The sequence below is a fragment of the Polaromonas sp. CF318 genome (assembly GCF_000282655.1).
Lineage (GTDB): Bacteria > Pseudomonadota > Gammaproteobacteria > Burkholderiales > Burkholderiaceae_C > Polaromonas.
Window position 1 is genome coordinate 22,215 of sequence record NZ_AKIV01000072.1, and the last position, 25,278, is coordinate 47,492.

Annotated in this window: 29 protein-coding genes and 1 riboswitch; of the genes, 13 read left to right on the top strand and 16 right to left on the bottom strand. The window is 64.4% G+C overall.

The annotated features are described in order from the left end of the window. Positions 1-28: 28 nt before the first annotated feature. A riboswitch (TPP riboswitch) is annotated at positions 29-142 on the bottom strand. Between the two features lie 106 nt (positions 143-248). From PMI15_RS13530 to PMI15_RS13565, 8 genes are all read right to left on the bottom strand, one after another. After that, positions 249-1,352: an NAD(P)/FAD-dependent oxidoreductase gene (locus tag PMI15_RS13530; RefSeq protein ID WP_007869718.1), complete on the bottom strand. Its 1,104-nt coding sequence runs from the start codon at positions 1,350-1,352 to the stop codon at positions 249-251. Positions 1,353-1,422: 70 nt separating this feature from the next. Further along, the gene (gene fdxA / locus PMI15_RS13535; protein ID WP_007869720.1) at positions 1,423-1,752 is read right to left on the bottom strand and encodes a ferredoxin FdxA; all 330 of its coding nucleotides are present in this window, start codon (positions 1,750-1,752) and stop codon (positions 1,423-1,425) included. 101 nt (positions 1,753-1,853) lie between these two features. After that, on the bottom strand, positions 1,854-3,164 hold the full coding sequence (locus PMI15_RS13540) for a sulfate adenylyltransferase subunit 1 (protein ID WP_007869722.1): 1,311 nt from the start codon (positions 3,162-3,164) through the stop codon (positions 1,854-1,856). Then, on the bottom strand, positions 3,164-4,120 hold the full coding sequence (cysD, locus tag PMI15_RS13545) for a sulfate adenylyltransferase subunit CysD (RefSeq protein WP_007869724.1): 957 nt from the start codon (positions 4,118-4,120) through the stop codon (positions 3,164-3,166). The genes PMI15_RS13540 and cysD overlap by 1 nt, the downstream gene beginning before the upstream one ends. A gap of 33 nt (positions 4,121-4,153) precedes the next feature. Continuing rightward, positions 4,154-4,774 (bottom strand): phosphoadenosine phosphosulfate reductase family protein, encoded by a 621-nt coding sequence (locus PMI15_RS13550; protein WP_007869726.1) that lies wholly within the window; start codon positions 4,772-4,774, stop codon positions 4,154-4,156. 5 nt (positions 4,775-4,779) lie between these two features. Continuing rightward, positions 4,780-5,175 (bottom strand): DUF934 domain-containing protein, encoded by a 396-nt coding sequence (locus PMI15_RS13555; RefSeq protein WP_007869728.1) that lies wholly within the window; start codon positions 5,173-5,175, stop codon positions 4,780-4,782. An 11-nt stretch (positions 5,176-5,186) separates the two neighbouring features. After that, positions 5,187-6,998 (bottom strand): nitrite/sulfite reductase, encoded by a 1,812-nt coding sequence (locus PMI15_RS13560; protein ID WP_007869730.1) that lies wholly within the window; start codon positions 6,996-6,998, stop codon positions 5,187-5,189. A 55-nt stretch (positions 6,999-7,053) separates the two neighbouring features. Beyond that, positions 7,054-7,845: a sulfite exporter TauE/SafE family protein gene (locus PMI15_RS13565; RefSeq protein WP_007869733.1), complete on the bottom strand. Its 792-nt coding sequence runs from the start codon at positions 7,843-7,845 to the stop codon at positions 7,054-7,056. 221 nt (positions 7,846-8,066) lie between these two features. Here PMI15_RS13565 and PMI15_RS13575 point away from each other — a divergent pair, with 221 nt between their 5' ends. After that, positions 8,067-9,320, top strand: a complete 1,254-nt coding sequence (locus PMI15_RS13575) for an ABC transporter substrate-binding protein (RefSeq protein WP_007869735.1) — start codon at positions 8,067-8,069, stop codon at positions 9,318-9,320. Positions 9,321-9,449: 129 nt separating this feature from the next. Continuing rightward, positions 9,450-10,235, top strand: a complete 786-nt coding sequence (locus tag PMI15_RS24060) for a response regulator (protein ID WP_238541121.1) — start codon at positions 9,450-9,452, stop codon at positions 10,233-10,235. Between the two features lie 3 nt (positions 10,236-10,238). Here PMI15_RS24060 and mnmC read toward each other — a convergent pair whose 3' ends face one another. After that, positions 10,239-12,131 (bottom strand): FAD-dependent 5-carboxymethylaminomethyl-2-thiouridine(34) oxidoreductase MnmC, encoded by a 1,893-nt coding sequence (gene mnmC, locus PMI15_RS13585; RefSeq protein ID WP_007869739.1) that lies wholly within the window; start codon positions 12,129-12,131, stop codon positions 10,239-10,241. A gap of 132 nt (positions 12,132-12,263) precedes the next feature. Continuing rightward, a complete protein-coding gene (locus PMI15_RS13590) occupies positions 12,264-12,536 on the bottom strand; it encodes an oxidative damage protection protein (RefSeq protein ID WP_007869741.1) in 273 nt (90 codons plus the stop codon). Positions 12,537-12,714: 178 nt separating this feature from the next. Between PMI15_RS13590 and PMI15_RS13595 the strand changes: the two genes are divergently transcribed. Then, positions 12,715-13,764: a sulfate ABC transporter substrate-binding protein gene (locus PMI15_RS13595; protein ID WP_007869743.1), complete on the top strand. Its 1,050-nt coding sequence runs from the start codon at positions 12,715-12,717 to the stop codon at positions 13,762-13,764. A gap of 263 nt (positions 13,765-14,027) precedes the next feature. Further along, complete coding sequence (locus PMI15_RS13600) at positions 14,028-14,243, top strand: molybdopterin-binding protein (protein WP_007869745.1); 216 nt, start codon at positions 14,028-14,030, stop codon at positions 14,241-14,243. 126 nt (positions 14,244-14,369) lie between these two features. On the opposite strand, the gene PMI15_RS13605 is transcribed toward PMI15_RS13600, so the two are convergent. From PMI15_RS13605 to PMI15_RS13615, 3 genes are read right to left on the bottom strand one after another with little or no spacing between them, the layout of a single operon-like run. Next, positions 14,370-15,392 carry a tripartite tricarboxylate transporter substrate binding protein gene (locus tag PMI15_RS13605; protein ID WP_007869748.1) on the bottom strand — a complete coding sequence of 341 codons (1,023 nt, stop codon included), beginning with the start codon at positions 15,390-15,392 and terminating at the stop codon, positions 14,370-14,372. Between the two features lie 40 nt (positions 15,393-15,432). Next, a complete protein-coding gene (locus PMI15_RS13610) occupies positions 15,433-16,641 on the bottom strand; it encodes a CaiB/BaiF CoA-transferase family protein (protein WP_007869752.1) in 1,209 nt (402 codons plus the stop codon). A gap of 52 nt (positions 16,642-16,693) precedes the next feature. Further along, complete coding sequence (locus tag PMI15_RS13615) at positions 16,694-17,653, bottom strand: hydroxymethylglutaryl-CoA lyase (protein ID WP_007869755.1); 960 nt, start codon at positions 17,651-17,653, stop codon at positions 16,694-16,696. Positions 17,654-17,802: 149 nt separating this feature from the next. On the opposite strand from PMI15_RS13615, the gene PMI15_RS13620 reads away from it, so the two are divergent. The 4 genes from PMI15_RS13620 (at position 17,803) to PMI15_RS13635 (ending at position 20,222) form a co-directional block, all read left to right on the top strand. Then, positions 17,803-18,705 carry a LysR family transcriptional regulator gene (locus tag PMI15_RS13620; protein WP_007869757.1) on the top strand — a complete coding sequence of 301 codons (903 nt, stop codon included), beginning with the start codon at positions 17,803-17,805 and terminating at the stop codon, positions 18,703-18,705. 238 nt (positions 18,706-18,943) lie between these two features. Then, entirely contained in the window at positions 18,944-19,321 is a 378-nt protein-coding gene (locus PMI15_RS13625; protein ID WP_007869759.1) for a hypothetical protein, read from the top strand. Further along, positions 19,308-19,553, top strand: a complete 246-nt coding sequence (locus PMI15_RS13630; protein WP_007869762.1) for a hypothetical protein — start codon at positions 19,308-19,310, stop codon at positions 19,551-19,553. Before PMI15_RS13625 ends, PMI15_RS13630 begins: the two co-directional genes overlap by 14 nt. Positions 19,554-19,670: 117 nt before the next feature. Then, positions 19,671-20,222, top strand: coding sequence for a thioredoxin domain-containing protein (locus tag PMI15_RS13635; RefSeq protein WP_007869767.1), 552 nt, complete (start codon positions 19,671-19,673; stop codon positions 20,220-20,222). A 281-nt stretch (positions 20,223-20,503) separates the two neighbouring features. Here PMI15_RS13635 and PMI15_RS13640 read toward each other — a convergent pair whose 3' ends face one another. Further along, a complete protein-coding gene (locus PMI15_RS13640) occupies positions 20,504-21,025 on the bottom strand; it encodes a GNAT family N-acetyltransferase (RefSeq protein ID WP_007869771.1) in 522 nt (173 codons plus the stop codon). Between the two features lie 109 nt (positions 21,026-21,134). Here PMI15_RS13640 and PMI15_RS13645 point away from each other — a divergent pair, with 109 nt between their 5' ends. Further along, entirely contained in the window at positions 21,135-21,689 is a 555-nt protein-coding gene (locus PMI15_RS13645) for a helix-turn-helix domain-containing protein (RefSeq protein WP_007869779.1), read from the top strand. A 183-nt stretch (positions 21,690-21,872) separates the two neighbouring features. Here PMI15_RS13645 and PMI15_RS13650 read toward each other — a convergent pair whose 3' ends face one another. Beyond that, on the bottom strand, positions 21,873-22,397 hold the full coding sequence (locus PMI15_RS13650; protein WP_007869781.1) for a hypothetical protein: 525 nt from the start codon (positions 22,395-22,397) through the stop codon (positions 21,873-21,875). Between the two features lie 194 nt (positions 22,398-22,591). Between PMI15_RS13650 and PMI15_RS13655 the strand changes: the two genes are divergently transcribed. The 4 genes from PMI15_RS13655 to PMI15_RS13670 all read left to right on the top strand — a co-directional run bounded on the left by PMI15_RS13655 (position 22,592) and on the right by PMI15_RS13670 (position 24,430). Further along, positions 22,592-22,915: a DUF6172 family protein gene (locus PMI15_RS13655; RefSeq protein ID WP_007869784.1), complete on the top strand. Its 324-nt coding sequence runs from the start codon at positions 22,592-22,594 to the stop codon at positions 22,913-22,915. 42 nt (positions 22,916-22,957) lie between these two features. Further along, the gene (locus tag PMI15_RS13660) at positions 22,958-23,389 is read left to right on the top strand and encodes a hypothetical protein (protein WP_007869786.1); all 432 of its coding nucleotides are present in this window, start codon (positions 22,958-22,960) and stop codon (positions 23,387-23,389) included. A gap of 37 nt (positions 23,390-23,426) precedes the next feature. Beyond that, positions 23,427-23,822 (top strand): type II toxin-antitoxin system PemK/MazF family toxin, encoded by a 396-nt coding sequence (locus tag PMI15_RS13665; RefSeq protein ID WP_007869789.1) that lies wholly within the window; start codon positions 23,427-23,429, stop codon positions 23,820-23,822. Between the two features lie 62 nt (positions 23,823-23,884). Continuing rightward, on the top strand, positions 23,885-24,430 hold the full coding sequence (locus PMI15_RS13670; protein ID WP_007869791.1) for a hypothetical protein: 546 nt from the start codon (positions 23,885-23,887) through the stop codon (positions 24,428-24,430). Between the two features lie 72 nt (positions 24,431-24,502). Here the strand turns inward: PMI15_RS13670 and PMI15_RS13675 are convergent, their stop codons facing one another. Next, positions 24,503-25,276 carry an ATP-grasp domain-containing protein gene (locus PMI15_RS13675; RefSeq protein ID WP_007869793.1) on the bottom strand — a complete coding sequence of 258 codons (774 nt, stop codon included), beginning with the start codon at positions 25,274-25,276 and terminating at the stop codon, positions 24,503-24,505. Positions 25,277-25,278 lie beyond the last annotated feature (2 nt).

The window sequence follows — 25,278 nt, forward strand, 5'->3', positions numbered from 1 at the left end:
GGCCTGCTTGAGGCCCGCAAGAGCTGCGGGCTTCCGGAACATGCTTCCCTGCGCGAGGATTACCTCAAATCAGGTTCAAAGGGACTTTCTCAGCCGCCGCCGTTCGTAATCACGAACCGCGGCAACACCCCCAGCGAAAGCGCCCTTGCGGGCACAGCGCAAATTGTAGGATGGATTCAGGCTTGATTCGGATCGCGGCAAAAAGCCCGCGCATGGCGGGCTTTGCAGGGCATAGCGGCTGTTCCGGCTCAGTCGTCAAACACCGGCGATTCAACGCCCAGCACCTTGTGCAGTTTCGGGCTGGTCGTGGTGTATTGCAGGTGGATTTTTTTATCCGGGAAGATGAAGGGCGCTGCACCAAAGGCCGCCAGCGCGCACTCGTGGAAGCCGCTCAGGATCAGTTTTTTCTTGCCGGGGTAGGTGTTGATGTCGCCCACCGCGAAGATGCCGGGGATGTTGGTGGAGAACTTCTCGGTATCCACCTTGAGCTGCTTGCGTTCGATGTCCAGGCCCCAGTCGGCAATCGGCCCGAGCTTGGGCGACAGGCCGAAGAACACCAGCAGCACGTCCAGCGGCACAACGCGCGTGATGCCGTCGGAGCCGGTGACCTTGGCGGCGGTGAGCCGGCCCTGCTTTTCTTCGTAGCCGGTGACCTGGCCCACGATGAACTGCATCTCGTAGGCCTCGCAGAGTTCACGCATCCTGGCCACGCTCGCGGGCGCAGCCTGGAAGCCGTCGCGCCGGTGGACCAGGATCACGCTCTCGGCCTTGTTGGGGCCCTCGGCCGCGAAATTCAGCGCCCAGTCGAGCGCGGAGTCGCCGCCGCCCACGATGACCAGGTTTTTGCCGGCGAAGTCGGCCGGATTCTTCACACGGTAGAACAGCTGGCTGCCGTCAAATTGCTCCAGGCCATCAACGCGCAGCAGCTTGGGCTGGAAAGCACCTACGCCCGCCGCGATGAAAATCGTCCTGGTCAGAAAACGTGTGCCCTTGGAGGTTTCGACAAAGAAGCGGCCGTCCTGCTGCCGCTCGACCGTGCTGACTTCCTGGCCGAAATGAAAGGTGGCGCCGAAAGGCTCGATCTGCTTGAGCAGGTTGTCGGTCAGTTCCCTTCCGGTGCACATGGGCACGGCGGGAATGTCGTAGATCGGCTTGTCGGGGTAGAGCTCTATGCACTGGCCGCCCGGGTAGGCCAGCGAGTCGATCACATGCGCCTTGATCTCCAGCAGGCCCAGCTCGAACACCTGGAACAGTCCCACGGGCCCGGCGCCCACGATCACCGCATCGGTCTCGATGGGGCCGTCGTGCTCGGCTGCGGTGTTGATCACTTCTTGGTTCAGTTGGGGTTCCATGTTTCCTGGGGCGCCCGGCGAGGCGCATGGCGGCCCGGGAAGGGCCTGGGGCCGGCGGCCCCGGGTCGGCTTATCGGATCAATTCGGACAGTTTGCCCGTCTTGTCTTTCCATTCCTCGGCGTCGGGCAGAGCGTCCTTGCGCTTTGTAATGCTTTTCCAGCCCTCGGCGCGGCTCAACTCCACATTGAGCTTGATGAAAGCAATCTGGTCGGCCGGCACGTCTTCCTCGGCATAGATGGCGTTCACGGGGCATTCGGGAATGCAGACGGCGCAGTCAATGCACTCGTCCGGATCGATCACCAGCATGTTGGGGCCTTCGCGGAAGCAGTCCACGGGGCAGACATCCACACAGTCGGTGTATTTGCAGCGGATGCAGGATTCGGAGACGATGTGGGTCATGTTTTTCTAGGCTAGTCGGTGGAAACCCTTGATTTTAAGAGGTTTCCGCGAACAGGGTTATCAAGAATGCGAAGCGCGGGCTGCTTCGCGTGAAGGCCGGCTCAAAGGACCAGCGCCGCGCCCGAGGTTCTGTGCGAGGCCGTATCCACCAGCACCAGCGAGCCCAGGATGCGCGAGCGCGAATAGGGCAGGGTGGCCAGCGGCTCCTGCAGGCTCAGCTCGATGTGGCCGATGGCGTTGGGCGGCAGCTCGCCGGCGTCTTCCTCGGCCAGGGTGTTCACGTCGAGCTTGTGCACGATGCGCTTGACCTTGGCCTTGACCCAGCGGTGGCCGTGCAGCGTCCAGTAGACGCGGCCCGCGACCAGCGGCTCGTCGTCCATCCAGGCCACGGTGGCCGAGATCTCGCGCGAGGGCTCGAAGCTGTCCACGGCCAGCAGCCAGTCGCCGCGCGACACGTCGACTTCGTGGTCCAGCACGATGCCCGCGCTGTGGCCGGCCAGTATGGTCCTGGGCTGGCGGGTATGGTCCAGCACCTGGGCCACCACCGCCGTCTTGCCGCTGGGCAGGATGGTCACGCTTTGGCCGGGCTGCACGCCGCCCGTGGCGACACGGCCCCAGAAAACGCGGCGGCCCTGTGAGGTGTCCGAGGAGGAGGAGAATTTTTCGACCCATTGCACCGGGAAGGAAAAGGCTTCGGTGCTTTCGGCGGCCGTGACGGGCAGGTGTTCCAGCAGTTGCAGCAGCGACAGGCCTTCGTAGCCGCACCAGCCGGGCTTGCCGTCGACCACGTTGTAGCCCTTGAGGGCCGACAGCGGCACGGTCGCTTTCACCGGGATGCGCGCGGCCTGGGCGAAGGCCGCCAGGGCCGCGGCTATGTTCCTGAATGCCAGCGTTGGATCTTCGACCGCGTCGAGTTTGTTGACCGCGAACACGATGGAGGGCACGCGCAGCAGGTTGACCAGCAGCGAATGGCGGCGGGTTTGCTGCAGCAGCTCCAGCGAAGGGTTTTTCCAGTCCAGCTTGGTGGCGTCGACCAGCACCACCGCGGCGTCGGCGCTGGAGGCGGCCGTCACCATGTTGCGGGTGTACTGCTCATGGCCGGGCGCGTCACCGATGATGAACTTGCGGCTTTCGGTGGCGAAGTAGCGGTAGGCCACGTCGATGGTGATGCCTTGCTCGCGCTCGGCCGAGAGGCCGTCGGTCAGCAGGGCCAGATCGGTCTCGCCGCCGCGCTGCACGCCGGCCAGGTGGTCCTGGAGCACCGCGCGGCTGTCCACCAGCAGGCGGCCTATCAAGGTGCTCTTGCCGTCGTCGACCGAGCCGCAGGTGATGAATTTCAGCGCCGGTTTCAGGTCGTTCTGGCCGGGGGGCGCGAGTTTCACGTCGCCGGCGGTCAAATCAGTCGTGCTCATCAGAAATACCCATCCTTTTTGCGCTTTTCCATCGATGCGTCGGAGGTCTTGTCGTCCATGCGCGTGGCGCCGCGCTCGCTCACGTCGGCGGCCAGTGTTTCAATCACGATCTCGGCGGCCGTGGCGGCCGGGCTGTCCACCGGGCAGGTGCAGGTGATGTCGCCCACGGTGCGAAAGCGCACGGTTTTTTCAACGATTTGCTCGCCGTCGCGCGCGGGGGTCAGCTCCGTCACCGGCACCAGCAGGCCCTTGCGCTCCACCACCTTGCGCTGGTGCGCGTAATACAGCGAAGGCAGCGCGATCTTTTCGCGTTCGATGTACTGCCACACGTCGAGCTCGGTCCAGTTGGAGATCGGGAACACGCGAAAGTGCTCGCCGGGCTGCAGCCGTGTGTTGAACAGCGTCCAGAGTTCGGGGCGCTGCGCCTTGGGCTGCCACTGGCCGAAGCTGTCGCGGTGCGAAAAGATGCGCTCCTTGGCACGGGCCTTTTCCTCGTCGCGGCGCGCACCGCCTATCAGGGCGTCAAAGCGGAATTCGTCGATCGCCTCCAGCAGCGTGACCGACTGGTGCACATTGCGCGACTCGCCGGGATGGGCCAGGCGCACGGTGCCGCGCTTCATGGAGTCCTCGACGTTGCGCACGATCAGCTCGGCGCCCAGCTCCTTGGCGCGGAAGTCGCGGAAATCGGTCACTTCGTGGAAGTTGTGGCCGGTGTCAATCATCAGGAGCGGGTAGGGAATGCGGCCCACGCCGAAAGCTTTCTCCGCGCACTTGAGCATCACCAACGAGTCCTTGCCGCCCGAAAACAGCAGGGCCGGACGCTCAAAGGCCGCGGCCACTTCGCGCAGGATGAAGATGGTTTCTTCTTCCAGCGCATCGAGGTGGGAGTTGGACAGCCGCGCGATGGAGGTCGCCGGGTCGGCTGGCAGCAGGTGGGAGGGTGTGCGGGCGTTCATAGGTCTGCGGGGTGAGGTATGGGGGAGGGGCCGTCAGTGCGCAAGGTGCAGGCCGCACTCGCGGTTGTCTTCGCCCTTGGTGGGGTCCACATAGTCGAAGTTGTTGGGCAGGCCGTTGATTTCGCAATACTGGTAAAGGTCCTTGGAAGACCAGTGCAGCAGCGGCGCGACCTTGATCAGGCCGTCGGGGTTGACGCTGACCGGGTCCATCTGGGCGCGCACCGCGGTGTCGGTGGCGCGCAAGGCCGTGAACCAGACCTGGGGGGCGGTTTCACGCAGGGCGCGGGCAAATGGCTCGAGTTTCACTTCTTCCGTGAAGGCCGCATGGCGTGGATCGTCCAGCGCCGGGGTCGGGCCTTCCACGGCCTCGCGGTGCGCACGGGAGCGGCGCGGCAGGTAAATATGCAGGTCCAGCTTGAGCAGCCTGGTCACTTCGTCGGCGAAGCGGTAGGTGGCTTCGGTGTTGTAGCCGTTGTCCATCCAGACCACGGGAACGCGGGGATTGGCGCGCGTCACCATGTGCAGTATCACCGCCTCGAAGGGGCGGAAATTGGTGGTGACGATGGCGGGTCGGCCCAGTCCCACGGCCCAGCCCACCAGGCCCTGCGCGTTGTGGCCGAGTTCCGCGTTGATTTTTGCGAGGTCGAGACTCATGGTGTTCAGGCGGCAGCCGCTTCCTTGAAATGGGGTTGTACGTCGACCGCGTCGCCCTGGTATTTGCCGACGCCGTAACCGGGATAGGACGCCAGCACGCGCTGGGCGATGGCCATGTCCTGGTCGGCGCGCAGCACTGCGGTGTCAAAGCCGCTGCGCTCCATCTGCGCCAACTGGTCCACCAGCACATCGCCGGTGGCGCGGATCTCGCCCTTGAATTCACGGCGGCGGCGCAGCAAAAAAGCCTGGCTGTAGGCGCGGCCGTCGGTGAATTTCGGGAAGTGCAGGTCTATGCGCGTAACGCCGGCCAGCGAGACCTCGAAGGGATCGGCGTCGTTCGCGATGGCCAGGACACCGGCTTGTTCGGTGCCGCTGTGTTCATTGAAAGGCAGCAGTTTCATCGTCATTCCTTTCAGTGCGCGACGGTGTTGGGGGCAAAGCGCGCGGCCTTGGCGGCGGCCTTGTAGGGTTCCATGCCCACGCGGCGCAGGGTCGCGATAAAGGTTTCACCGTCCTCGCGCAGCTGGCGGTAGGTGTCCAGCACCGCTTCAATGACTTCGGGAACTTCGGCGCCGGTGAACGAGGGACCCACCACCTTGCCGGGCACCGAGGCGCCGCTCAGCGCGGAGCCGTCGGAGCCGCCCAGCGAGACCTGGTACCACTCCAGGCCGTCCTTGTCCACGCCCAGGATGCCGATGTGGCCGCTGTGGTGGTGGCCGCAGGAGTTGATGCAGCCGCTGATGTGCAGGTCGATCTCGCCCAGGTCGTGCAGTTCGTCCATGTCCTGGTAGCGCTCGGTGATGGCCTCGGCGATGGGGATGGAGCGCGCATTGGCCAGCGAGCAGAAATCGCCGCCGGGGCAGGCGATCATGTCGGTCAGCAGGCGGACGTTGGGCTTGGCGAAACCGGCCTTGCGGGCGGCGCGCCAGAGTTCCGGCAGCTCGTCGCAGCGCACCCAGGGCAGCAGCAGGTTCTGGTCGTGCGTGACGCGCACCTCGCCGGCGCTGAACTGGTCGGCCAGGTCCGCGGCGATGTCGAGCTGGTCGGCCGTCGCGTCGCCCGGTGCCTGGCCCAGGCGCTTGAAGGAGAGGGTCACGGCGCGCAGGTCGGGGTTCTGGTGCGGTGCCACGTTGCGCTGCAGCCAGCGGCCGAACTCGATGTCGTCCTCGGCGGCGGCGCGCAGGATGTTGGCGATCTTGGCATCGGCGCTCTTGCGGTCGCAGTTGAGCGTGGGCGGCACGAAAGAAGCGGTCACACGGTCCAGTTCTTCCTGGGTGATGGTGTGCGGTGCGCCGTCGTGTTCGATGATCTGCTTGTACTCGGCCTCGACCTCGTCGATGTAGCGCTGGCCTTCGGCCTTCACCAGGATCTTGATGCGCGCCTTGTAGATGTTGTCGCGGCGGCCGTAGCGGTTGTACACGCGCACCACGGCTTCCAGGTAATTCATGATCTGGTTCCAGAGCAGGAACTCGCGTATCACCGTGCCGATGACCGGCGTGCGGCCCATGCCGCCGCCCACCAGTACCTTGAAGCCCAGCTCGCCTTCGGCATTGCGGACCAGGTGCAGGCCCACGTCGTGCCAGGCCGTGGCGGCGCGGTCTTCACGGGCGCCGCTGATGGCGATCTTGAACTTGCGCGGCAGGAAGGCGAACTCGGGATGCAGCGTGCTCCACTGGCGCAGGATTTCGCCGAAGGGCCGCGGGTCGGCGATCTCATCGACGGCGATGCCGGCGCGCTCGTCGCTGGTGATGTTGCGTATGCAGTTGCCGCTGGTCTGGATGCCGTGCATGTTGACGCTGGCCAGCAGGTCCATCACGTCGGCCGATTTGTCCAGCGGGATCCAGTTGTACTGCACGTTCTGGCGCGTCGTGAAGTGGGCATAACCGGTCGTCAGCTTGGAGCTGACCGACAGGCCGCTTTTGAGGTTGACGGGGCCCAGCTTGTCCTGCTTGGCCTGGGCGTCGTTGAAGAGCGCGGCATTGGGCTGGTCGTATTCGCGGGCGATTTTGGCCAGCACGCGTACCTGCGCGCTCGACAGCTCGCCATAAGGCACGGCCACGCGCAGCATGGGCGCGTAACGCTGCACGTACCAGCCGTTTTGCAGGCGCAAGGGACGGAATTCGTCTTCCGGCAGCTTGCCGGCCTGCCAGCGGCTCAGCTGGTCGCGGTACTGGTTGGCGCGGGCTTTGACGAACTCGCGGTCAAATTCTGTGTATTGGTACATGGCTGTCGGGATTCAAACGTGGGATTTTTTTATAAGGAAAGCGGCTTGCTGCCGGTCAGATCGAGATCAGTTTCACGCCGGCATAGGCCAGCAGCACCGAGAGCAGCGAGCGGATCACGCGATCCGGCGTCTTGTGCACCAGGTGCGAGCCCAGCCAGATGCCGGGCAGGGAGCCGGCCAGCAGCTTGATCAGCAGCGACCAGTCGACCGAACCGATGGAGGCGTGGCCCAGGCCCGCGACCAGGGTCAGCGGCACGGCATGGGCGATGTCGGCCGCCACGATGCGCGGCAGCGGCAGGGTGGGGTACAGCAGCATCAGCACGATCACGCCGATGGCGCCCGCGCCCACGGAAGTCAGGGTGACCAGCGTGCCTATGACCGCGCCGAACAGCAGCGGCAGCGACCAGTGGCGCGCGCGCGTGGCCTGGACGATTGCTTCGGGGGCGATGCTGGTGGGGGCGGCTTTTCCGCGCAGCACCTTGTAGAAGGTGGCGCCGGCCGTCAGCAGCAGCGCCAGGCCCAGGGTGGTCGTCATGATGGTCTGGGTCGCCGGGTTGGCGGGGCCCAGGCGCTGCAACATATAAAGCGTGGCCAGCGAGGCCGGGATGCTGCCGGCGGCGGTCTGGCCGACGATTTTCCAGTCGACCGCGCGGGCACGCGCCAGGCTCACGGTCCCGCCCATCTTGGTAAAGGCGGCGAACAGCAGGTCGGTGCCTATGGCCAGGTGCGGCTTGATGCCGAAAAAGAAGATCAGCAGCGGCGTCATCAGCGAGCCGCCGCCCACACCGGTCAGGCCCACCACCAAACCCACGGCAAAGCCGGCAAATACAAAGGCAAATTCATGCATGCCGGAAAATGTAAGTGTGCAGCTTATAAAAACAAACTACACATTTGTTCTGCCGTTATCTGGATAAGCTTATTCGCCAGCAAATATGCGGATTTCAGGGCGATTTCGGCCGCTGTCTGCTTAAAGAAAATCCACAATCGCGCATCCGGGCACCTCGCATCCACAATGCGCTGGTACAGTCCCTGCTTTTCCCGGCTGGCCACCCCGATCGCGCCGGCTTGATGGAACGAATCGCCTACTTTTTGGAGAAAACCGTGAAATTTGCAAAATCCGTCCTGCTGGGCGGTTTGTTTCTGGCATCGGCGGCCGGCCTGGCGCTGGCGCAGGGCGGCTCGAAAACGCCCGTCAAGATCGGCGAAATCAACAGCTATTCGACCATCCCCCAGTTCACCCAGCCCTACCGCCAGGGCTGGCAGCTCGCCGTGGAAGAGATCAACGTCACCGGCGGCCTGCTGGGCCGCAAGGTCGAGGTCATCGCCCGCGACGACGCCGGCAAGCCCGAAGAGGCCTTGCGCCACGCGATCGAGTTGACTTCCAAGGAAAAGGTCGACGTGCTGGCCGGCGGTTTCCTGTCCAACGTCGGGCTGGCGCTGGCCGACCATGCCCAGAAGAACAAAAAGGTGTTTATCGCCAGCGAGCCGCTGACCGATGCGCTGATCTGGGATAAGGGCAACCGCTACACCTTCCGCCTGCGCCCCGGTACTTATATGCAGGCCGCCATGCTGGTCGAGGAGGCCGCCAGGCTGCCGGCCAAACGCTGGGCCGTGATCGCCCCCAACTATGAATACGGCACCAGCGCCGTGGCCGCCTTCAAGGAGCTGCTCAAGGCCAGGCGCCCCGACGTGGAGTTCGTCGGCGAGCAGTGGCCCGCGCTCGGCAAGCTCGATGCCGGTACCACGCTGCAAGCCATCATGCAGAGCAAGCCCGACGCCATCTTCAACGTGACCTTCGGCGCCGACCTGGCCAAGCTGGTGCGCGAAGGCAACCAGCGCGGCATCTTCCCCAGGACACCCGTGGTGTCGCTGCTGTCGGGCGAGCCCGAGTACCTGGATGTGCTGAAAGACGAAACGCCCAAGGGCTGGATCGTGACCGGCTACCCCTGGGACCAGATCGACTCGCGCGAGCACGCCAGCTTCGCCGCCAACTACTACCGCCGTTTCAACGAATACCCCAAGGTCGGCTCGGTTGTGGGTTATGCCACCATGCAGGCGATTTTCGCCGCCATCAGGAAGGCCAATTCCACCGACAGCGAGAAGCTGGTCGCGGCGCTGCGCGGCCTGAAGTTCTCCACCCCCTTCGGCCCGGCCGAATTCCGCGCCATCGACCACCAGTCCACCATGGGCGCCTATGTGGGCAAGCTGGACCTGCGCGGCAACAAGGGCACCATGGTGCAGTGGCGCTATGCCGACGGCAAGGCCTATCTGCCGCCGGACGACTATGTCAAGGCCCGCCGCCCGGCCGCGGCCATGAAGTGACCTTTTGGCAACGAGCGTCAATTTCATGGGGAAAGGCCTGCCGAATCCCCGCATAATCGGGCCCACATGACGAATACGGGTGGTGAGGCTGTCAAGCGGATATTTGTAAAAGTGTTCGGGTTTGATGACGTGGAACGTCACGCCCTGAACACGGTGTTTCGCCTGTCCGAAACCCGGCCCACGGCCTATGCGCTGTGGACCGCGGCCGCGCCCGAAGAAGCCGAGCTGGCCCTGATAGACGGCGACAGCTGGGAGGCCGCGATCGAGCTGGCCAATCCCGCCCATGACGATCTCAAACTGGTCTGGATAGGCGACAACGCGCCGTCCCGGGCCCGCCTGGCGATCAAGCGCCCGCTGCAATGGGCCGCCGTGATTGAAGGCATGGATGCCTTGCTGGAGGCCGAGCACCCCCAGGCCGCCGGCAAGCCGGCGGAACCCGAACTCGACCTGGACCTGCTCTCCGAGTCAGGCGCGGTGCTGGACCTGGACCTCGACTTTGATTCCCAAGCCCCCACCGCGCCTTCGCCGCTGCAGGAGCCCGCAGCCGAAGCCGAGCAGGCCCAGGTGCTGGTGGTGGACGCCGACCGCGATGCGCGCCTCTACCTGCGCGCCCGCCTGGCCATGGCCGGCCGGCTGATCGTGGACGAGGCCGCCAGCGGTACCGAAGCGCTCAAGCTCATGGACACACGGCTTTACAAACTGGTGATCCTCGACATGGACCTGCCCGACATTGATGGCTGGGAGATGGTTAAGCGCGTGGAGGCCTCGCGCCCGCACATCGAATTCCTGATCCTGACCGGCAGCAAGCTGACGCCGCTGGACGCGGTGCGCGGCTGGTTTGCCGGCGCGCGCGGCAGCCTGCGCAAACCCCTGCATCCCGGAAAACTCAAGTATCTGCTGCGCAGCGTGAGCTGAGCTTTAAGCGGCTGGTACGCGTTGCGGCGCCAGGGCATCGGCCAGGCGCTGCTCCAACGGCAGGGGCTCGGCGTGCAGCCGGGCCGCCAGCAACTCCCCGCACAGCGCGGCAAAACTCAGCCCGCGCGAACCCATGCCGCTGCAAACCCACAAGCCGGCCGCCAGCGGCCCCAGCATGGGCAGGCGGCTGGGCGTCGCGCAGCGCACGCCGGCCCAGCTTTGAACCTGCCCGGCCTCAAACTGCGCGGCCAGCGCGCGCGCCGTCTCGGGCAGCAGGGTTTGCAGCCGGCTGAAATTGTGCCGGTCGTCCTCGGGCCGGATCTCCGCTTGCGTGTTGTCGCGTTCAAAGCTGGAGCCCATGACCCAGGCCAGGCCGCCGGCCGCGCCGGCCAGGGGCACGGCGGGCGCCAGGCTGCCGTGGCCGTTCACCGGGAAAGCGGGCAGGGCGCCGGCCGTGCCGGGCTCATGCCGGCCCCAGCTGACCTGGCCGCGTATGGCCTGCAGCGCGAGCTCATCGGTATTTTCCGTCTCGGCGCAGGTTGCCAGCGCGCGGCTCGCATACCCAGCCGCCAGCACCACAAGTTCGGCGCGCGCCAGCTCCCGGCCCTGCGCATCCCAAACCTGCCACTGGCCTGAGGCCTGGCTCAGCCGGCTCACAGCCGACCGGCCCTGCGATAACACGCCCGGCGCGGCCAGCCAGGCCTCGACCAGGGCTGCCGGCCGGACCCAGCCGGCGCGCGCATGCCATAGCGCGGGCGCATCCGGCGGCAGGCCGCAGTGCGCGAGCTGGGCGGCCTGCGCCGGGCGGCTCCAGTCGCCCGCCGCGTCGGCCCAGTCCGTTTGCCATGTTTCCGGCCGTTTGCGCGGGTGCTCCACCGCATGCTCCAGCACGCCGGTGCGGCCCCAGTCACCGGCTTGCAGCAAGGCCTCGGCCTGCTGCAGCATGGCGCGTATGCCGTGGCGCGACAGGCGCGAGAGCGGGTTGTCGTCGGGCGAGACGTGCGGCGCCAGCAAGCCGGCCGGCAGGCCGGAGGCACCGGCGGCCGGCTCTTCGGCCGCGTCGAGCACCGTGACCCGCCAGCCGCGGCGCGCCAGGCTGGCCGCCACGGCCGCACCGGCCAGGCCCGCGCCCACCACCACACAGGTGCCTGGGTCGCGGCGCGCTGGCGGCGGCTGGGCTTTTTTGGGTTCCCAGGCCGGGTTGAACTCGCCCTGCAGGTTGTCGCGCTTGGGCGGTATGCCCGGCACTTTTTTAACGACAAAGCCGGATTGGGCGAGCCCGTCGCGCACGCTGCGCGCGATGGTCCAGGTGGCCACCCGTGTGCCGCGCCGGCAGCAGCGCGCCACCGCCTTGAAGGTGTGCACATCCCAGATGTCGGGGTTGCGCTGCGGGCTGAAGCCGTCCAGGTAGACCGAATCGGCCTCGAAAGAATGCTCCCGCAGCATGGCTTTGGCGTCGCCTATGCACAGCGTCAGCAAGACCCGGCCGCCCTCAAACACCAGCCGGTGAAAGCCCGGCAGCAGGCCCCAGAACTGGGCCTGCAATTGTTCGGCCAGGGGGATCAGTTCGGGATGGGTCTGGGCGCCGCGCAGCACGTCGGCCGCGCTGGCCGGAAAGGCCTCGGTCGAGACGAAATGCAGAAGGTGGGGGCGCTGCGGGTCGGCCTTCCAGGCGGCCCAGGTCACGAGGAAATTCAGGCCCAGGCCGAAACCGGTTTCCAGCACCGTCCATTGCGGCTGGCCGGCCCACGCCCCGGGCAGGCCGCAGCCCTTGAGAAAGACTTCTTTCGCCTGGTCCAGCCCGCCCAGTTCGCTGCGGTAGCGGTCGCCGAAACGCGGGCTGAAGGGGCTGCCGCCGGCCGTGCCGTCGTCCAGCCACTCAATCACTTCAGCCATGGCAGACCAGCGCAAGGTTCATATTAGTGACAGGTGTGTGGGCCCCAATTTCAAGCCAGCCGGGGCCGCGGAACCGGCTTTGCCGGGCCGCAGGGGGGCAGCAGAGTACGCGAAGCGACAAGCGTGGGGGCCTTATTGGCTGGGAGGCACGTAACCCTGGACGGCGTCGGCGCCGTCCCCAAAAAAATGCTTTTCCATCTGGCGCGCCAGGTACTGGCGGGCGCGGGCGTCGGCCAGGTTCAGGCGGTTCTCATTGACCAGCATGGTTTGCTGCTTCATCCAGTCCGCCCAAGCCTCCTTGCTGACTTCATCCCAGATGCGTTTGCCCAGGGGGCCGGGGTAGGGGGGGAAATCCAGGCCTTCGGCTTCTTTACCGAGCTTGATGCATTTGACGAGGCGTGCCATGGCGAGGGTTCTTTCGTGTATCGGGGGGATCTAAAAAGGCAATCCAGGGGCCCCAAAGGGTGTCCAAGGATAAATACAGAATAAAGAACTGAGTTTTTATTCGTTCCGGTTTTCTAAGGCTGCTTCCAGAATCCATTTTGTCTGCATTTACACGCATTTTCTGGAAAAGAGAGCAACCATGACTTCACGCCGCAACTTTATCAATGTTTCCACCCGCACGGCCGCCGCCCTGGGTTTGGGTTTGACGCTGGCAGGGTCACTGCTGACGGCCCAAGCCCAGCAGCCGCCCAAGCCGCCCGTCACGCTGCTGAACGTGTCCTACGACCCGACCCGCGAGCTTTACGTCGAGTACAACGCCGCCTTCATCAAATACTGGAAGGCCAAGACCGGCCAGGACGTGACCATCAAGCAGTCGCACGGTGGATCCGGCAAGCAGGCGCGCTCCATCATTGACGGCCTGGATGCCGACGTCGCCACCCTGGCCCTGGCCGGCGACACCGACGCGCTGGTCAAGAACGGCGGCTGGCTGTCCGCCGACTGGCAAAAGAAGCTGCCGCACAACTCCTCACCCTATACCTCCACCATTGTGCTGGCCGTGCGCCAGGGCAATCCCAAGGGCATCAAGGACTGGGACGACCTCATCAAGCCCGGCATCAATGTGATCACGCCCAACCCCAAGACCTCGGGCGGCGCCCGCTGGAACTACCTGGCCGCCTGGGAATTCGCCAAGCGCAAATACGGCAGCGACGCCAAGGCCAAGGAGTTTGTCGCCAAGCTCTACGGCAATGTCTCGGTGCTGGACACCGGCGCCCGCGGCTCCACCATCACCTTTGCCCAGCGCGCCCAGGGCGACGTGCTGATCGCCTGGGAAAACGAGGCCTTCCTGCTGGAAAAGGAATTCGGCGCCAAGTTCGACGTGGTCGTGCCCTCGCTGAGCATCCTGGCCGAACCGGCCGTCGCCGTGGTCGACAAGAACGTGGACAAAAAGGGCACGCGCGCCGTGGCCGAGGAATACCTGAAGTACCTCTATTCCGAAGAAGGCCAGGACATCGCCGGCAAAAACTTCTACCGCCCGGCCGTCTCGCAAAAAGCCATTGCCAAATACGCCAGGCAATTTCCCAAACTGAACCTGTTCACCATAGACCAGGCCTTTGGCGGCTGGACCAAGGCTGACAAGGAGCACTTCGCCGACGGCGGCTCCTTCGACCAGATCTATACAAGAAAGTAAGTAACCCCCCGAAGCGGCCTCTGGCCGCCTCCCCCCAGGGGGCGCCCGCTGCGGCCCGGCGAAGCCGGTTCCGCGCCGGCACTGGTAGGGAACGAGCCGTCACATTCGAAAAAAAAGATCCTGGACCGCGTGCTGCAGCAGCCCGGCGAGGCGATCTCGCCCAGCGAACCGCTATGGCCCAACACCCCGGTGCACGGCGTGCGCTGGGCGGTTTGAACTTTACTTGTTCAACGATTCTTTCACCAAGTTCCAGGAGAACCTTTATGTCCATCCAAGCCATCAATGTCCGCAACCAGTTCCGCGGCAAGGTCAAGGAAATCATCCGCGGCGACGTGGTGTCCGAAATCGACGTCGAAACGCCCTGGGGCATCGTGACCTCGGTCATCACCACGCGCTCGGTGGACCAGCTGGAGCTGGCTGTCGGCAGCGAGGTCGTGGCCCTGGTCAAGTCGACTGAAGTGTCCATCGCCAAGCTGTAGGCCTGAGAAATTATCCGCAGATGACGCAGATTGGCGCAGATGAAACTCCAATTGAGTTTGACTTCATCTGCGTAAATCTGCGTCATCTGCGGATGAAATCGGGTGTCCGGCTTGCCGGCTTAGGGCTTACTGCAACTCGACGCCGGCTTTCTTCACGAGCCGCGCGTACTTCACCATCTCGCTGCGAAAGAACTGCGCGGCCGCCTCGGGCGTGCCGGGGTTGATGGTGTTGCCCTGCTTGGCCATGGCTTCCTTGACCTCGGGCGTTGCGTAGGCGGCGGCCACGGCGGCCTGGATGCGCCTGGCTTCGGCCATGGGCAGCTTGGCCGGGCCGACCACGGCGAACCAGCCTTCGATGTTGTAGTTGGGCAGGCCCTGCTCGGCAATCGTCGGGATCTCGGGCGCGGCCGCCACGCGGGCCGCGCTGCCCACGCCGATGGCGCGCAGCGCGCCGCTCTTGAGGTGCGCCTGCACCGCAGGCAGCGCCAGCACGCCCAGCTCGACCTGGCCGCCTATCAAATCGGTCACCATGGGGCCCACGCCCTTGTAGGGGATGTGTTTGACCTTGACCTGAGCCTCGTCCATGAACATCTCGGCCGCCAGGTGCAATATGGTGCCGTTGCCGGAAGACGCGTAGTTGTAGGCCTCGGGCCTGGCCTTCAGCAGGGCCACCAGCTCCTTCACATTGGTCGCCGCCACCTTGGCCGGGTTGACCACCAGCACAAAAGGCGTGCTGCCCAGCACACAGATGGGCGTGATGTCGTTGATGGGGTCGAAAGGCAGCGACTTATAGACGCTGGGGTAGACCACGTGGTTGTTGGACACCACGCCCAGCGTCATGCCGTCGGGCGCCGCCTTGACCAGCGCCGAGGTGCCGACGATGCCGCCCGCGCCGGGCTGGTTTTCAATCACCACCGGGTGGCCCAGCGTCTTGCCCAGGGCCGCGGTGGCGGCGCGGACGATGGTGTCCACGCCCGAGCCCGCGCCCACCGGCAGGATGAAGCGCACCGCGCGCTCCGTTGCCTGAGCCAGCAGGCGGCGCGGCGCCCAGGCCAGGCCGCCGCCCAGCAGCAGTGCGCCCAGGCCCTGCAGCGTGCGGCGGCGCTGGGTGTTGGCGGGATTTTTGAGGGTGTTTGTTGTGTTGTGCATGTCTTGTCTCCTTTGTCGTGATCGTGGGGTGTTCAGCGCATCATGACACCGCCGCTTCGCGGTGCAGGCGCTCGATGTCGCCCTCGCCGTAACCCAGGCCGGCGAGCAGTTCGCGCGTGTGTTCGCCCAGCGTGGGCGGGTTCAGCCGCACCTTGAGGCGCTGGCCTTCCATGGTCAGTGGCAGCAGCGTGGTCTTGGCGGTCTGGCCGGCGCGCTCGCCGTCGGGCAGCTTGATGTCGGCCAGCCCGCCGGTGGCCAGCAGGTGTTCGTCGTCGTAGAGCTCTTCGGGCCGGCGTATGGGCGCGAAGGGCAGGCCGGCCGCTTCAAACAGCGCCACCAGCTCCGCGGCGCTGCGCAGCGCCAGGCGTTCGCGCAGCAGCGGCAGCAGGGTGGGGCGCGCGGTGACGCGCTGGTTGTTGCCGGCGTAGCGCGCATCGGCCTTGAGGTCGGCAAAGCCCAGCGCGTCGCAAAACGCGGCCCATTGCGCGTCGCTGACGGCGGCCAGGAAGATCTGCTCGCCGTCCTTCACGCTGAACACGTCGTACACGCCCCAGGCCGAGATGCGGTCCGGCATGGGCGCGGCCGGCTGGCCGGTGATGGCGTACTGCAGCATGTGCTGGCCGACCAGGAAGACGTTGTTCTCGAACAGGGCCGACTGCACCTCCATGCCCTTGCCGCTGATGCCGCGCTGTATCAGCGCGCCCAGCACGCCGATGGCGCCGAACATGCCGCCCATGATGTCGTTGACGCTGCTGCCGGCGCGCAGCGGGTCGCCGGGCCGGCCCGTCATATAGGCCAGGCCGCCCATCATCTGCACGACTTCGTCCAGCGCCGTGCGGTGGTCGTAGGGGCCGGGCAAAAAGCCCTTGTGGCTGGCGTAAATCAGGCGCGGGTTGGCGGCGCTCAGTGCGACGTAGTCCAGGCCGTACTTGGCCATGGTGCCGGGCTTGAAGTTCTCGGCCACCACGTCGGCGCTGGCGCACAGCCTGCGCGCCACCTCGGCGCCAGCCGGATCGCGCAGGTCTATGCCAATGCTCTTCTTGTTGCGGTTGAACAGCGGGAAAAAGCCCGCGCCCGCGCCCAGCAGGTGGCGCGTGCGGTCGCCGTCTATGGGCTCGACCTTGATGACCTCGGCGCCCATGTCGGCCAGCAGCATGCCGCAGGTCGGGCCCATGACCATGTGGGTGAACTCCACGACGCGCAGGCCGGCCAGCGGCTGGGGTGGGGTGGAAGCAGGGGTGTTTTGCATGCGGGTGTCGTAAAAGAAAAAAGCGATGCGGCAAAGCCTGCCAGCGAAGAGTTTAGGCGCTTGCGGCGGCGGGCCGCATGGTTTTGGGCAGGCCCGCGCGCCACAGCGTGCCGTGCAGGCTTTCGCCTGCCAGCCAGCCCGCGACCTGGCCGCGCAAGGCCATGAGTTTGTCGAAGTCAATGCCGGTCTGTATGCCCATGCTCGCGAACATATAGGCCAGGTCTTCGCTGGCCACATTGCCGCTGGCGCCGGGCGCGTGCGGGCAGCCGCCTATGCCGGCCAGGCAGGCGTCAAAGCGCGTCATGCCGGTCTGCAGCGCGGCATAGACATTGGCCATGCCCATACCGCGCGTGTCGTGGAAATGCCCGCAGGCCAGCTTGTCGCCCACCAGGGCAAAAGCCGCCTCGAACAAGTCGCGCACCATGGCCGGGTCGGCATACCCCACGGTATCGGCCAGGCTCACGCGGTCGGCGCCGGCGTCCAGCACGGCCTGCAAGAGGCGCAGCACCTCGGCCGGCGCTACCCGGCCCTGCAGCGTGCAGCCAAAAGCCGTGCTCATGCCGACCTCGAGCACCATGCGCGAACCCGAAGCGTCGCGCGCCGCGCGTATGCGGCCAATCTCCTCAACCACTTCGTCGGGCGTCTTGCGCAAATTGGCCAGGCTGTGGGCATGGCTGGCCGACAGCGGCAGCAGCATCAGGTCGGCGCCCGATTCGATGGCGCGCTCCGCGCCCTTGAGGTTGGGCACCAGCACCGAGGTCACCAGGCCGGGCAGGGTCTTGGCATAGGCGACCAGCTCGGCCGTGTCGGCCAGCTGCGGCAGCAGGCGCGCCGGCACGAAAGAGCCGACCTCGATCTCGCGCTGGCCGGCCGCATGGGCCTGGCGCAGCCATTCGAGCTTGTGGGCGGTCGGCATCACGGCGGCAATGCTTTGCAAGCCGTCGCGCAGGCCGACCTCGCGGATGATGGCGTGGGCGGGCAGGGCGGGTGCGGCAGTCGGGGGGTGGGTCACGGGGCTTGTCTCCGAATTCCGGGTTTTCTGGATCTGGGGCGCTTGTCCCCAGTTTAGAATTTCCCGAAACGCCTGGTTTGTCAATTTTGGAAGCTTTGGTGTTCCCATTTGGAATATCAGGTATCCATGGCGCCGGCAAGGAGGCAAGCATGAGAGACCTGGACCTGACCACACTGCGCCTGTTCGCCGCCGTCTGCGATGCGCGCAGCATCGCCCGCGCGGCCGAGCAGGCCAACATCGTCGGCTCGGCTGTCAGCAAGCGCCTGGCCCAGCTGGAAGACACCGTGGGCACGCAGCTGCTGGTGCGCAGGCGGCGCGGCGTCGAGCCCACGCCCGCCGGCGAAAGCCTGCTGGAGCACGCGCGCACCATGCTGGCCAGCGCCGACCAGATAGAGCGCGAGATGGGCGACTATGCGCTGGGTGTGCGCGGCCAGGTGCGCATCCTGGCCACGGCTTCCGTCATGGCCGAATCGCTGGCCGACGACGTCGCCGGCTTCCTGCAGGCGCCGGCCCACCACGACATCCGCATCAGCATGGAAGAGCGCGTCAGCCCCGAGGTGATACGCGGCATCAAGGAGGGCGTGGCCTCGGTGGGCATCTGCTGGGACGCGGCCGACCTCTCCGGCCTGCAGTCCTGCGGCTACCGCCACGACCACCTGGCCATCGTGGCCCATGCTTCACACCCGCTGGCGGTGCACGAAACCTTGGGTTTTGAGCAGACGCTGGGCTACGAACACGTGAGCCTGCCGGCGCAAAGCGCGGTGCAGGTGCTGCTGCAGCGCGCCGCCGCGCTCCAGGGCAAGGCCATCGTGCACCGGGTCATCGTCTCCAACTTCGAGGCCGCGCTGCGCGTGGTGCGCGCCAACCTGGCCATCAGCGTGGTGCCGCGCGAGGTGGCCGATCCTTATGCGCGCACCTGCGGCCTGCGCGTGATGCCGCTGACCGACGGCTGGGCCAGGCGCCGTTTTGCGATCTGTTTCAGGGACGAGGCCGGTCTTTCGGCCGCGGCCAGGCTGCTGGTCAGGCACCTGGCGGACAGTTCGGGCGCCTGACGTGACAGCGCGGAGAAGGGCCTTAAAACCCCCCGCGAGGCGCGGTGAAAGCGGCCCGCGCGCTTTTGCGGTAAAATAAGCCTCCAACCCACGGCAGACAAGCGTCATCAGCTATAGAAAATATAGCGTGCAGGGCTGGCCCAGGCTAGGCCCAATCGGGTCCGGCAGCCGCCGCAAGGCCGGCGTCCTGGCCGGCCAAGGCGCTTGATTTTGGGGAAGGAAACCCCAGATTCACTGCATGAACGCCACCCAACCCCACCCCCACAAAACCGACCTCACGGTGACCCACGTGCTGGCCGAACTGCTGGAGCGCCTGGAGCACAGCGCGGTACCCGTGGGCGCCGAGCAATACCGCTCCGTCGTGCTGCACCTCGTGAGCGAGCTCGGCGACGTGGAGCCGGGTGTGGCGCTGGGCGCACTGCTGGACACCCATCCGGCCGCCGCCGAGCTGTATGAAAACGTGAACTACCAGTATGCGGGCCTGTGCCGGTCCGCGCTGGACGCTTCGCTCGCCGCCGAGCAGCAGGCCAAAGAGGCCTTGAACCGCGCGATGGGCAAGGCCGTGAACCCTTCAAACCCCCAACCCAAGGAAGATCCAAACCATGGCAAGAGCTGATGCCAAAACCGCTGTTCTCGCAGACGGCCTGCGCTACAAGTCCAAGGTCTCGGGCTCCCCGTTCGCCGCCACCACCTCGTTCGGCGCGGCCACCATGTCCTGCTTTATGTGCGGCAAACACCGCGCCCGCTCGCTGATGGGCACGCGCAAGGTGCTGGGCAAGTCCCAGGCCGTGTGCTCCCCCTCGTGCAAGGCGCTCGACGAAGCGCTCGAGAAGGCCGCCCAGGGCTGATCCGCACAGACTGTTTCACCCCCATCCTGCTTTTGGCCCGCGTATCGCCTTGATCACGCAGCGGCCCGGGGCCATACTGTCTTGACCCCACGTTGAACAGTTGAAGAAAGGTGAACCATGGCCTCCCTGCCCACGCCGGACCCCCAGCTTGAACCTGACGAGGCCATAGACCACATACGCGGCCGCGCGTCGGCCCCGGTCACGCTGGTCGAGTACGGAGACTTCGAGTGCCCCTCCTGTTTCCAGGCCTACGGGGCTTTAAAAGTCATGCTGCCGCACTTCGGCCCGCAGCTGCGTTTTGTCTACCGGCACTTCCCGCTGCGCGAGGTGCACCCCCATGCCGAACTCGCCGCCGAAGCGGCCGAGGCCGCCGGCGCCCAGGGCAAGTTCTGGCCCATGCACGAGCTGCTCTTCACCCACCAGCAGCACCTCAAGGACAAACACCTGCTCGAGTACGCCGCCCAGGCCGGCCTGGACATGGCGCGCTACCAGAATGAAATGAACGACCACGTCTACCTGCAGCGCGTGCAGGAGCACATGCAAAGCGGCCGCCACCTGGGCGTGCGCTCAACCCCCACCTTCTACGTCAACGGCGTGTTTTGCGACGTGTCTTTCGGCCTGCAGCACCTGCATGAAGCCATTGACAAGGCGCTGGGGCAGCAGGCCTAGAGCCACTCAGGAAACCTCTTGGCGGTGTCGCCGCCTGGCAGCGGCCCTGCTTTTAATCTGCGTAAATCTGCGAAATCTGTGGATAAGAAATTCATCCGCAGATGACGCAGATTTACGCAGATTAAGACATCATGAAAATGAATTCCTGGGTGCAAATTCTTCCTCTTCAATCTGTGGAAATCTGCGTCATCTGCGGATAAATTTATCTCTACAGATGACGCAGATTTGCGCAGATAAAGACCATCACGATGCAAGGTCGTGCCGGGTTTGGTGAGCGGCTCTCAACCGTCTACAGGTTGTAGAGGCGTCGCCAGCGTCTTCTGCAAAAACGCAAGGTCCAGCCAGCGGCCGAACTTGAAGGCCGCCTGTTTGATGGTGCCGCAGTGCTCAAAGCCCAGGCGTTTGTGCAGTTCCATGCTCGCCGTGTTGTCCAGGTCGATGGCACCCACCAGCACATGCATGCCTTGCTCCCCGGCCCTGGCGACAATCGCCTCCAGCAGCAGGCGCCCCAGCCCCCGGCCGCGGCAGCTTTTTTCCACATAGACGGAATGCTCCACCGTGTACTTGTAGGCCGGGAATGCGCGGAAAGTCCCATAGCTCGCAAAGCCCAGCAGCTTGCCGCCTTCGTCCTCCAGCCCAATCACCGGAAAGCCGTTCGTGCGCTTGGCGGCAAACCAGGCCACCATGCTTTCGGGCGTGCGCGGCTTGTAGTCGTACAGCGCCGTTGAATTGGCAATCGCCTCGTTGAAGATGGCCAGAATCTGGCCGGCATGGCGTTCTTCGGTGCACAGCACGGGATGCATGGGGAACTCCTTTCGGGAAGGGAGAGAGGGGGAGGAGAAATATCGTGTGTCTACTATAAGAGATTATTTGTCCCTTATGATAGACAAATGTTTTTGCGGAAAGCCTCCCATGACGATTGATGCCCTGATCGCCTCACGACTGCTGGCCCTGCGCCAGGCCAAGGGCCTGAGCCTGGCCGAACTGGCCGGACTCTCGGGCGTCAGCAAGGCCATGATCTCCAGGGTCGAGCGCGTCGAAAGCAGCCCCACCGCCATGATCCTGGGCCGGCTCGCCGCCGGCCTGGGCGTGCCGCTCGCGCAACTGCTCACCGAAGACAGGGAAGCCGGCCGCCGCCTGCGCAAGAGGGCGGAGCAGGAAGTCTGGCGCGACCCCGAAGCCGGCTACCTGCGCCGCCAGGTGGCTGAGCGCGGCAGCGACGGCGGCGCCGAGATGGTCGAGGTCGAGCTGCCGCGGTCCACCCGCGTCGCCTACCCAAGATGGACAGGCCAGCCCTATCGCCAGCGCCTCTGGCTGGTTGAGGGCGGCCTGCGCATCGACTACGGCGACGAGGTCTTTGAGCTGGCGCCCGGCGACTGCCTGGACTTTGGCGTGGACCGCCCGCTGGTGTTCAAAACCCTGGGGCGCAGCGGCTGCCGTTATTTGCTGGTCATCAGCCCCGGCTGATAAGGGAATTTATCCGCAGATTACGCAGATTTCCGCAGATTGAAGAGAAGGAATTTGAATTCAGGACTTCATTCCTATCTTCATGTACTGGGCACGCGACCTTGCCTCGCGTTTGTCTTCCGTTTGTCTTTATCTGCGTAAATCTGCGAAATCTGCGGATGATTTTTTTCTTTTGTGAGCGGCTCAGGCGGCGGCAGACCCCGGCAGCGAAACAGCCTGCGCCGCATTGCGCGCGCGTATGCGCCTGACCTGCAGTGCCGCGCCAATGATGTAAAGCAGCAGCAAAACACCCGTGGCCACCTTGAGCTCGGGCGCATCGGCATTGGGCAGCAGCGGCGCGCCCAGCGGCAGGCGGGTCGAGGTCTCGGTGATCGCCGGGATCATGTGGAACACAAAGGTGATCGAATAACTGAGCGTCTCCACATAGGGCGAGGCGCGGCCCAGCACCTTGGTGGTGCCCGCGACCCAGGCAATGCCCAGCACCAGCAGGGTGATGATGCCCAGCGCATGCGGCTTGCCGAAGCCGCCATGCTGGAAGATGCCGAAGCCCGTGAGGCAGGTCAGCACCGTGGTCCAGATATAGACCTTGCCCAGCGTGGACGCGGCGATGATTTCCTTGTCGCGAATAAAGGCGATCAGCGCCGCCGCGACGGCCACCAGGCTGATGGCGGTGTGGATCACACCGAGGTAAGTCAAACCATAGATCATCGGAAACTCCTTGAATCTGTGAAGGGACGATGGGGGGCTTGCACGTTGGCGTGCAGGTCAAGCAAACGCCATGCCGCGCAGATTGTGGCCCGCAGCCCCGCTTTTGCCTATGGTTTTGCCAGCCCATGCGGCCGCGGCCCGATAATCGGTAGCAAGCGCGGCCACAACTGGCCGCGCACTGACACCAAAGTACTATGAAAAAAACATTCCAGCTCAAAGTCGAAGGCAAGAACCGCGAGCGCCTGCTCGAAGCCGCCAAACACGACATCCGCAAATACTTCAAACGCGAACGCGCCAAGGCCTTGCCCAAAGGCGTGGACTTCTGGGACTTCGATTGCAAGTCAGGCTATAGCGAAGCCTCGGCGGCCGTTGTTTCGGTGGCCGACCTCATCAAGTCCATCGACGAGATCGTCAAGGACGGCGGCGAGCAGTTCTATGTCGAGGTGCTGGCCAAGCCTGGGGTCAAGGTGGCGCGGGCGAGGAATGAGGGTGAGGATGATTTGATGGATGGCGAATAAGGCGTGCGCAGGCTCTTCGCACTTCTACTGATGGCGCTATCCATGGACATTTACGCTGGAAATTTCTTCCCGTCCGACTACAAGACTTTTCCTTTCAATGAAGGCGACCTGCTTGCCAGCCGAGGAGGCGACGGGAAATTTTCAGTGAACAAAGTACTGAAGATAGACCGCATCGCCCTGAAGAAGGGCGAGTCCATCAACATACAAGGAAAATCTTTTGCGGCCACCGAAGACGACTACCTGCTGGTCGTCAGTTGCTCCTACGGGGCGGCGGAATTCAATACGCTTGAAGAAGCGCGTGCCGCAGCCACAAAGGGAAAATGGACTGTCAAATTGGGTCACGCACCAAATCGTTCACCCGGGGCTGCAGAGGGACAAATTCGGATTGGGCACACCGCCGTGACCGAAAGCGAGTTGGCGGGCTACAGGCAATGGCGAAGCGCATTCGACAAAGGCAATGCGGGTGTTTTTTAAAGCACTCTCGTCTGGCTGGTGATTGCGGCGGAGACTTATGGACAGAGACCCACAAGCCCCTTTAGGCCCATTCCCCGACACCTTCAAGCAGGGCGACATATTCTGGATTGAACCGGACTCCTCACGCGGCTCCATCCCGGGCTCGCCGCATCCCCATGTCATCGTGCAGGACGACGTCTTTAACCGCTCCCGCATCAGTACCGTCATTGTTTGCGCGCTGACCTCCAAGCTGAGCCGTGCGACCGAGCCGGGCAATGTCTTGCTGGAGCCCGGCGAAGGCAATCTGGAAAAGCAAAGCGTGGTGGTCGTGTCGCAGCTGTCTTCGGTTTACAAGACGCGCCTCGGTGAGCACATCGGAACCTTGTCGGGTGAACGGGTTCAGCAGATACTGGCGGGGATGCGATTTTTGCAGGTATCGTTTCTCCAGCGATAGTCCGGAAGCACCATGCCGGATAGCTTCCGCCGCCCGTGTTTCGCCACCTGAAGGCCCACACCATGCCAGCGCCCAGTCCCTCCACCCTCACATTGCTTGTGCTGCTTCCACTGGTCGCGTGGCGCGTCTATGCCCGCTTTCGCCGCATGGTGGGGCGCCAGCGCCTGTCGAGGATTCGCCCCTGGATCACGCTGGCGATTTTTCCCATCTTGATCGTCCTGCTTGGCTTTGCCGCGCATGAGCACTTTGACCGCCTCGGCTGGCTTGCGGGCGGCCTGGGTCTGGGCACCTGGCTCGGCACCTTCGGGCTGGGCAAGACGCGCTTCGAGCCCACGCCCCAAGGCCTGTACTACACGCCCAATGCGCACCTGGGTATCGCGTTGTCACTGCTGTTTGTTGCGCGCATTGTTTATCGCCTGGTAGAGGTTTACCTCATCGCACCGGGCATGCCCAACGGCGTCGGTGATTTCGCGCGCAGCTCGCTCACGCTGGCTGTCTTTGGCTTGCTGGCGGGCTACTACATCCGCTATGCCATCGGTCTTCTGCGCTGGCGATTTGGTGTTTTGCGGGCCAAGAGGGAGCGCGAAGCGTCGGAGCGAGATGCTTAAGACTTCGCCGACTTAGTAGATTCACTCGGACATCACTTCTAAGAGTCTTCGCAATTCGTCCCCTGCAATCAATCAAAGACGACTGTTAACAGCGTCAACGAAAACGCCAACATCACAAGCGTACACGCCCGCAGAGTTCGCCGAGTTCAACTCAATGATCTTCATCTGCCCGCCAGTGATCGCAACATCGATAGTGAAAGCCTTGTTGGGCATCCAATCATCTACACAAGCTTGTGCGAATTCCTTGACGGCAGACGGTACTTCGCCGGACACCGAGAGGTGTTCGCCGACTTTGTAGCGCGACCCAGTCACGATTACTCCATCGATAGCAAAGAGGCGGAACTCAGCCTCGATTTCGGTCAACGGAGCCATCACCACTCGGTCGCCTGGACGCAGCGTTACGTCAGGAGCATTGGAAACTCGCGCCACACCGTCGCGAAATTCTTCCAGCTCCTGCCACGTCATGACTGTGCCTGCGAAAGATTTACTGTCCAACGTTGGCCGAATGAAGAATCGATCCCAAGTGCGCGGCAACTCGGCTAGTGAAGTGCAAATAGCCGACGAGTTTAGAGCTCGGGAACCGTACATGCTCAGCATGAGTTCATAGTCCAGGTTCGCGTCGAAGTAACCAGGCTTCCATCCGCGCGCTTTCGCCACGTTGCCAAGTCCTGTGCTGCCATAGACAAAAATCCCTTCTCCAGGAAGGTCGCTCGGTTCAGAGACGAGTTCGTGAAAAAAGGGAACCAAGCTAACCAGGCTATAGGCCGTGTCGCGGGCCTGCAGTGCTTGCTCGAAGCGACTGAGATCTGCTGGGTTGATGAGGTTCCGCTGAAGTATCCAATGCATGG

Coding starts and splice junctions, on each gene's coding strand:
- PMI15_RS13650 (WP_007869781.1), bottom strand. CDS start 22,397: ATGATCTATGGTTTGACTTACCTCGGTGTGATCCACACCGCCATCAGC.
- fdxA (WP_007869720.1), bottom strand. CDS start 1,752: ATGACCCACATCGTCTCCGAATCCTGCATCCGCTGCAAATACACCGAC.
- PMI15_RS13550 (WP_007869726.1), bottom strand. CDS start 4,774: ATGAGTCTCGACCTCGCAAAAATCAACGCGGAACTCGGCCACAACGCG.
- PMI15_RS13670 (WP_007869791.1), top strand. CDS start 23,885: ATGCCAGCGCCCAGTCCCTCCACCCTCACATTGCTTGTGCTGCTTCCA.
- PMI15_RS13575 (WP_007869735.1), top strand. CDS start 8,067: ATGGAACGAATCGCCTACTTTTTGGAGAAAACCGTGAAATTTGCAAAA.
- PMI15_RS13530 (WP_007869718.1), bottom strand. CDS start 1,352: ATGGAACCCCAACTGAACCAAGAAGTGATCAACACCGCAGCCGAGCAC.
- PMI15_RS13610 (WP_007869752.1), bottom strand. CDS start 16,641: ATGCAAAACACCCCTGCTTCCACCCCACCCCAGCCGCTGGCCGGCCTG.
- PMI15_RS13590 (WP_007869741.1), bottom strand. CDS start 12,536: ATGGCACGCCTCGTCAAATGCATCAAGCTCGGTAAAGAAGCCGAAGGC.
- PMI15_RS13645 (WP_007869779.1), top strand. CDS start 21,135: ATGACGATTGATGCCCTGATCGCCTCACGACTGCTGGCCCTGCGCCAG.
- PMI15_RS13565 (WP_007869733.1), bottom strand. CDS start 7,845: ATGCATGAATTTGCCTTTGTATTTGCCGGCTTTGCCGTGGGTTTGGTG.
- PMI15_RS13640 (WP_007869771.1), bottom strand. CDS start 21,025: ATGCATCCCGTGCTGTGCACCGAAGAACGCCATGCCGGCCAGATTCTG.
- cysD (WP_007869724.1), bottom strand. CDS start 4,120: ATGAACGCCCGCACACCCTCCCACCTGCTGCCAGCCGACCCGGCGACC.
- PMI15_RS13595 (WP_007869743.1), top strand. CDS start 12,715: ATGACTTCACGCCGCAACTTTATCAATGTTTCCACCCGCACGGCCGCC.
- PMI15_RS13620 (WP_007869757.1), top strand. CDS start 17,803: ATGAGAGACCTGGACCTGACCACACTGCGCCTGTTCGCCGCCGTCTGC.
- PMI15_RS13560 (WP_007869730.1), bottom strand. CDS start 6,998: ATGTACCAATACACAGAATTTGACCGCGAGTTCGTCAAAGCCCGCGCC.
- PMI15_RS13660 (WP_007869786.1), top strand. CDS start 22,958: ATGGACATTTACGCTGGAAATTTCTTCCCGTCCGACTACAAGACTTTT.
- PMI15_RS13635 (WP_007869767.1), top strand. CDS start 19,671: ATGGCCTCCCTGCCCACGCCGGACCCCCAGCTTGAACCTGACGAGGCC.
- PMI15_RS13540 (WP_007869722.1), bottom strand. CDS start 3,164: ATGAGCACGACTGATTTGACCGCCGGCGACGTGAAACTCGCGCCCCCC.
- PMI15_RS13675 (WP_007869793.1), bottom strand. CDS start 25,276: ATGCATTGGATACTTCAGCGGAACCTCATCAACCCAGCAGATCTCAGT.
- PMI15_RS13600 (WP_007869745.1), top strand. CDS start 14,028: ATGTCCATCCAAGCCATCAATGTCCGCAACCAGTTCCGCGGCAAGGTC.
- mnmC (WP_007869739.1), bottom strand. CDS start 12,131: ATGGCTGAAGTGATTGAGTGGCTGGACGACGGCACGGCCGGCGGCAGC.
- PMI15_RS13625 (WP_007869759.1), top strand. CDS start 18,944: ATGAACGCCACCCAACCCCACCCCCACAAAACCGACCTCACGGTGACC.
- PMI15_RS13630 (WP_007869762.1), top strand. CDS start 19,308: ATGGCAAGAGCTGATGCCAAAACCGCTGTTCTCGCAGACGGCCTGCGC.
- PMI15_RS13605 (WP_007869748.1), bottom strand. CDS start 15,392: ATGCACAACACAACAAACACCCTCAAAAATCCCGCCAACACCCAGCGC.
- PMI15_RS13555 (WP_007869728.1), bottom strand. CDS start 5,175: ATGAAACTGCTGCCTTTCAATGAACACAGCGGCACCGAACAAGCCGGT.
- PMI15_RS13655 (WP_007869784.1), top strand. CDS start 22,592: ATGAAAAAAACATTCCAGCTCAAAGTCGAAGGCAAGAACCGCGAGCGC.
- PMI15_RS13665 (WP_007869789.1), top strand. CDS start 23,427: ATGGACAGAGACCCACAAGCCCCTTTAGGCCCATTCCCCGACACCTTC.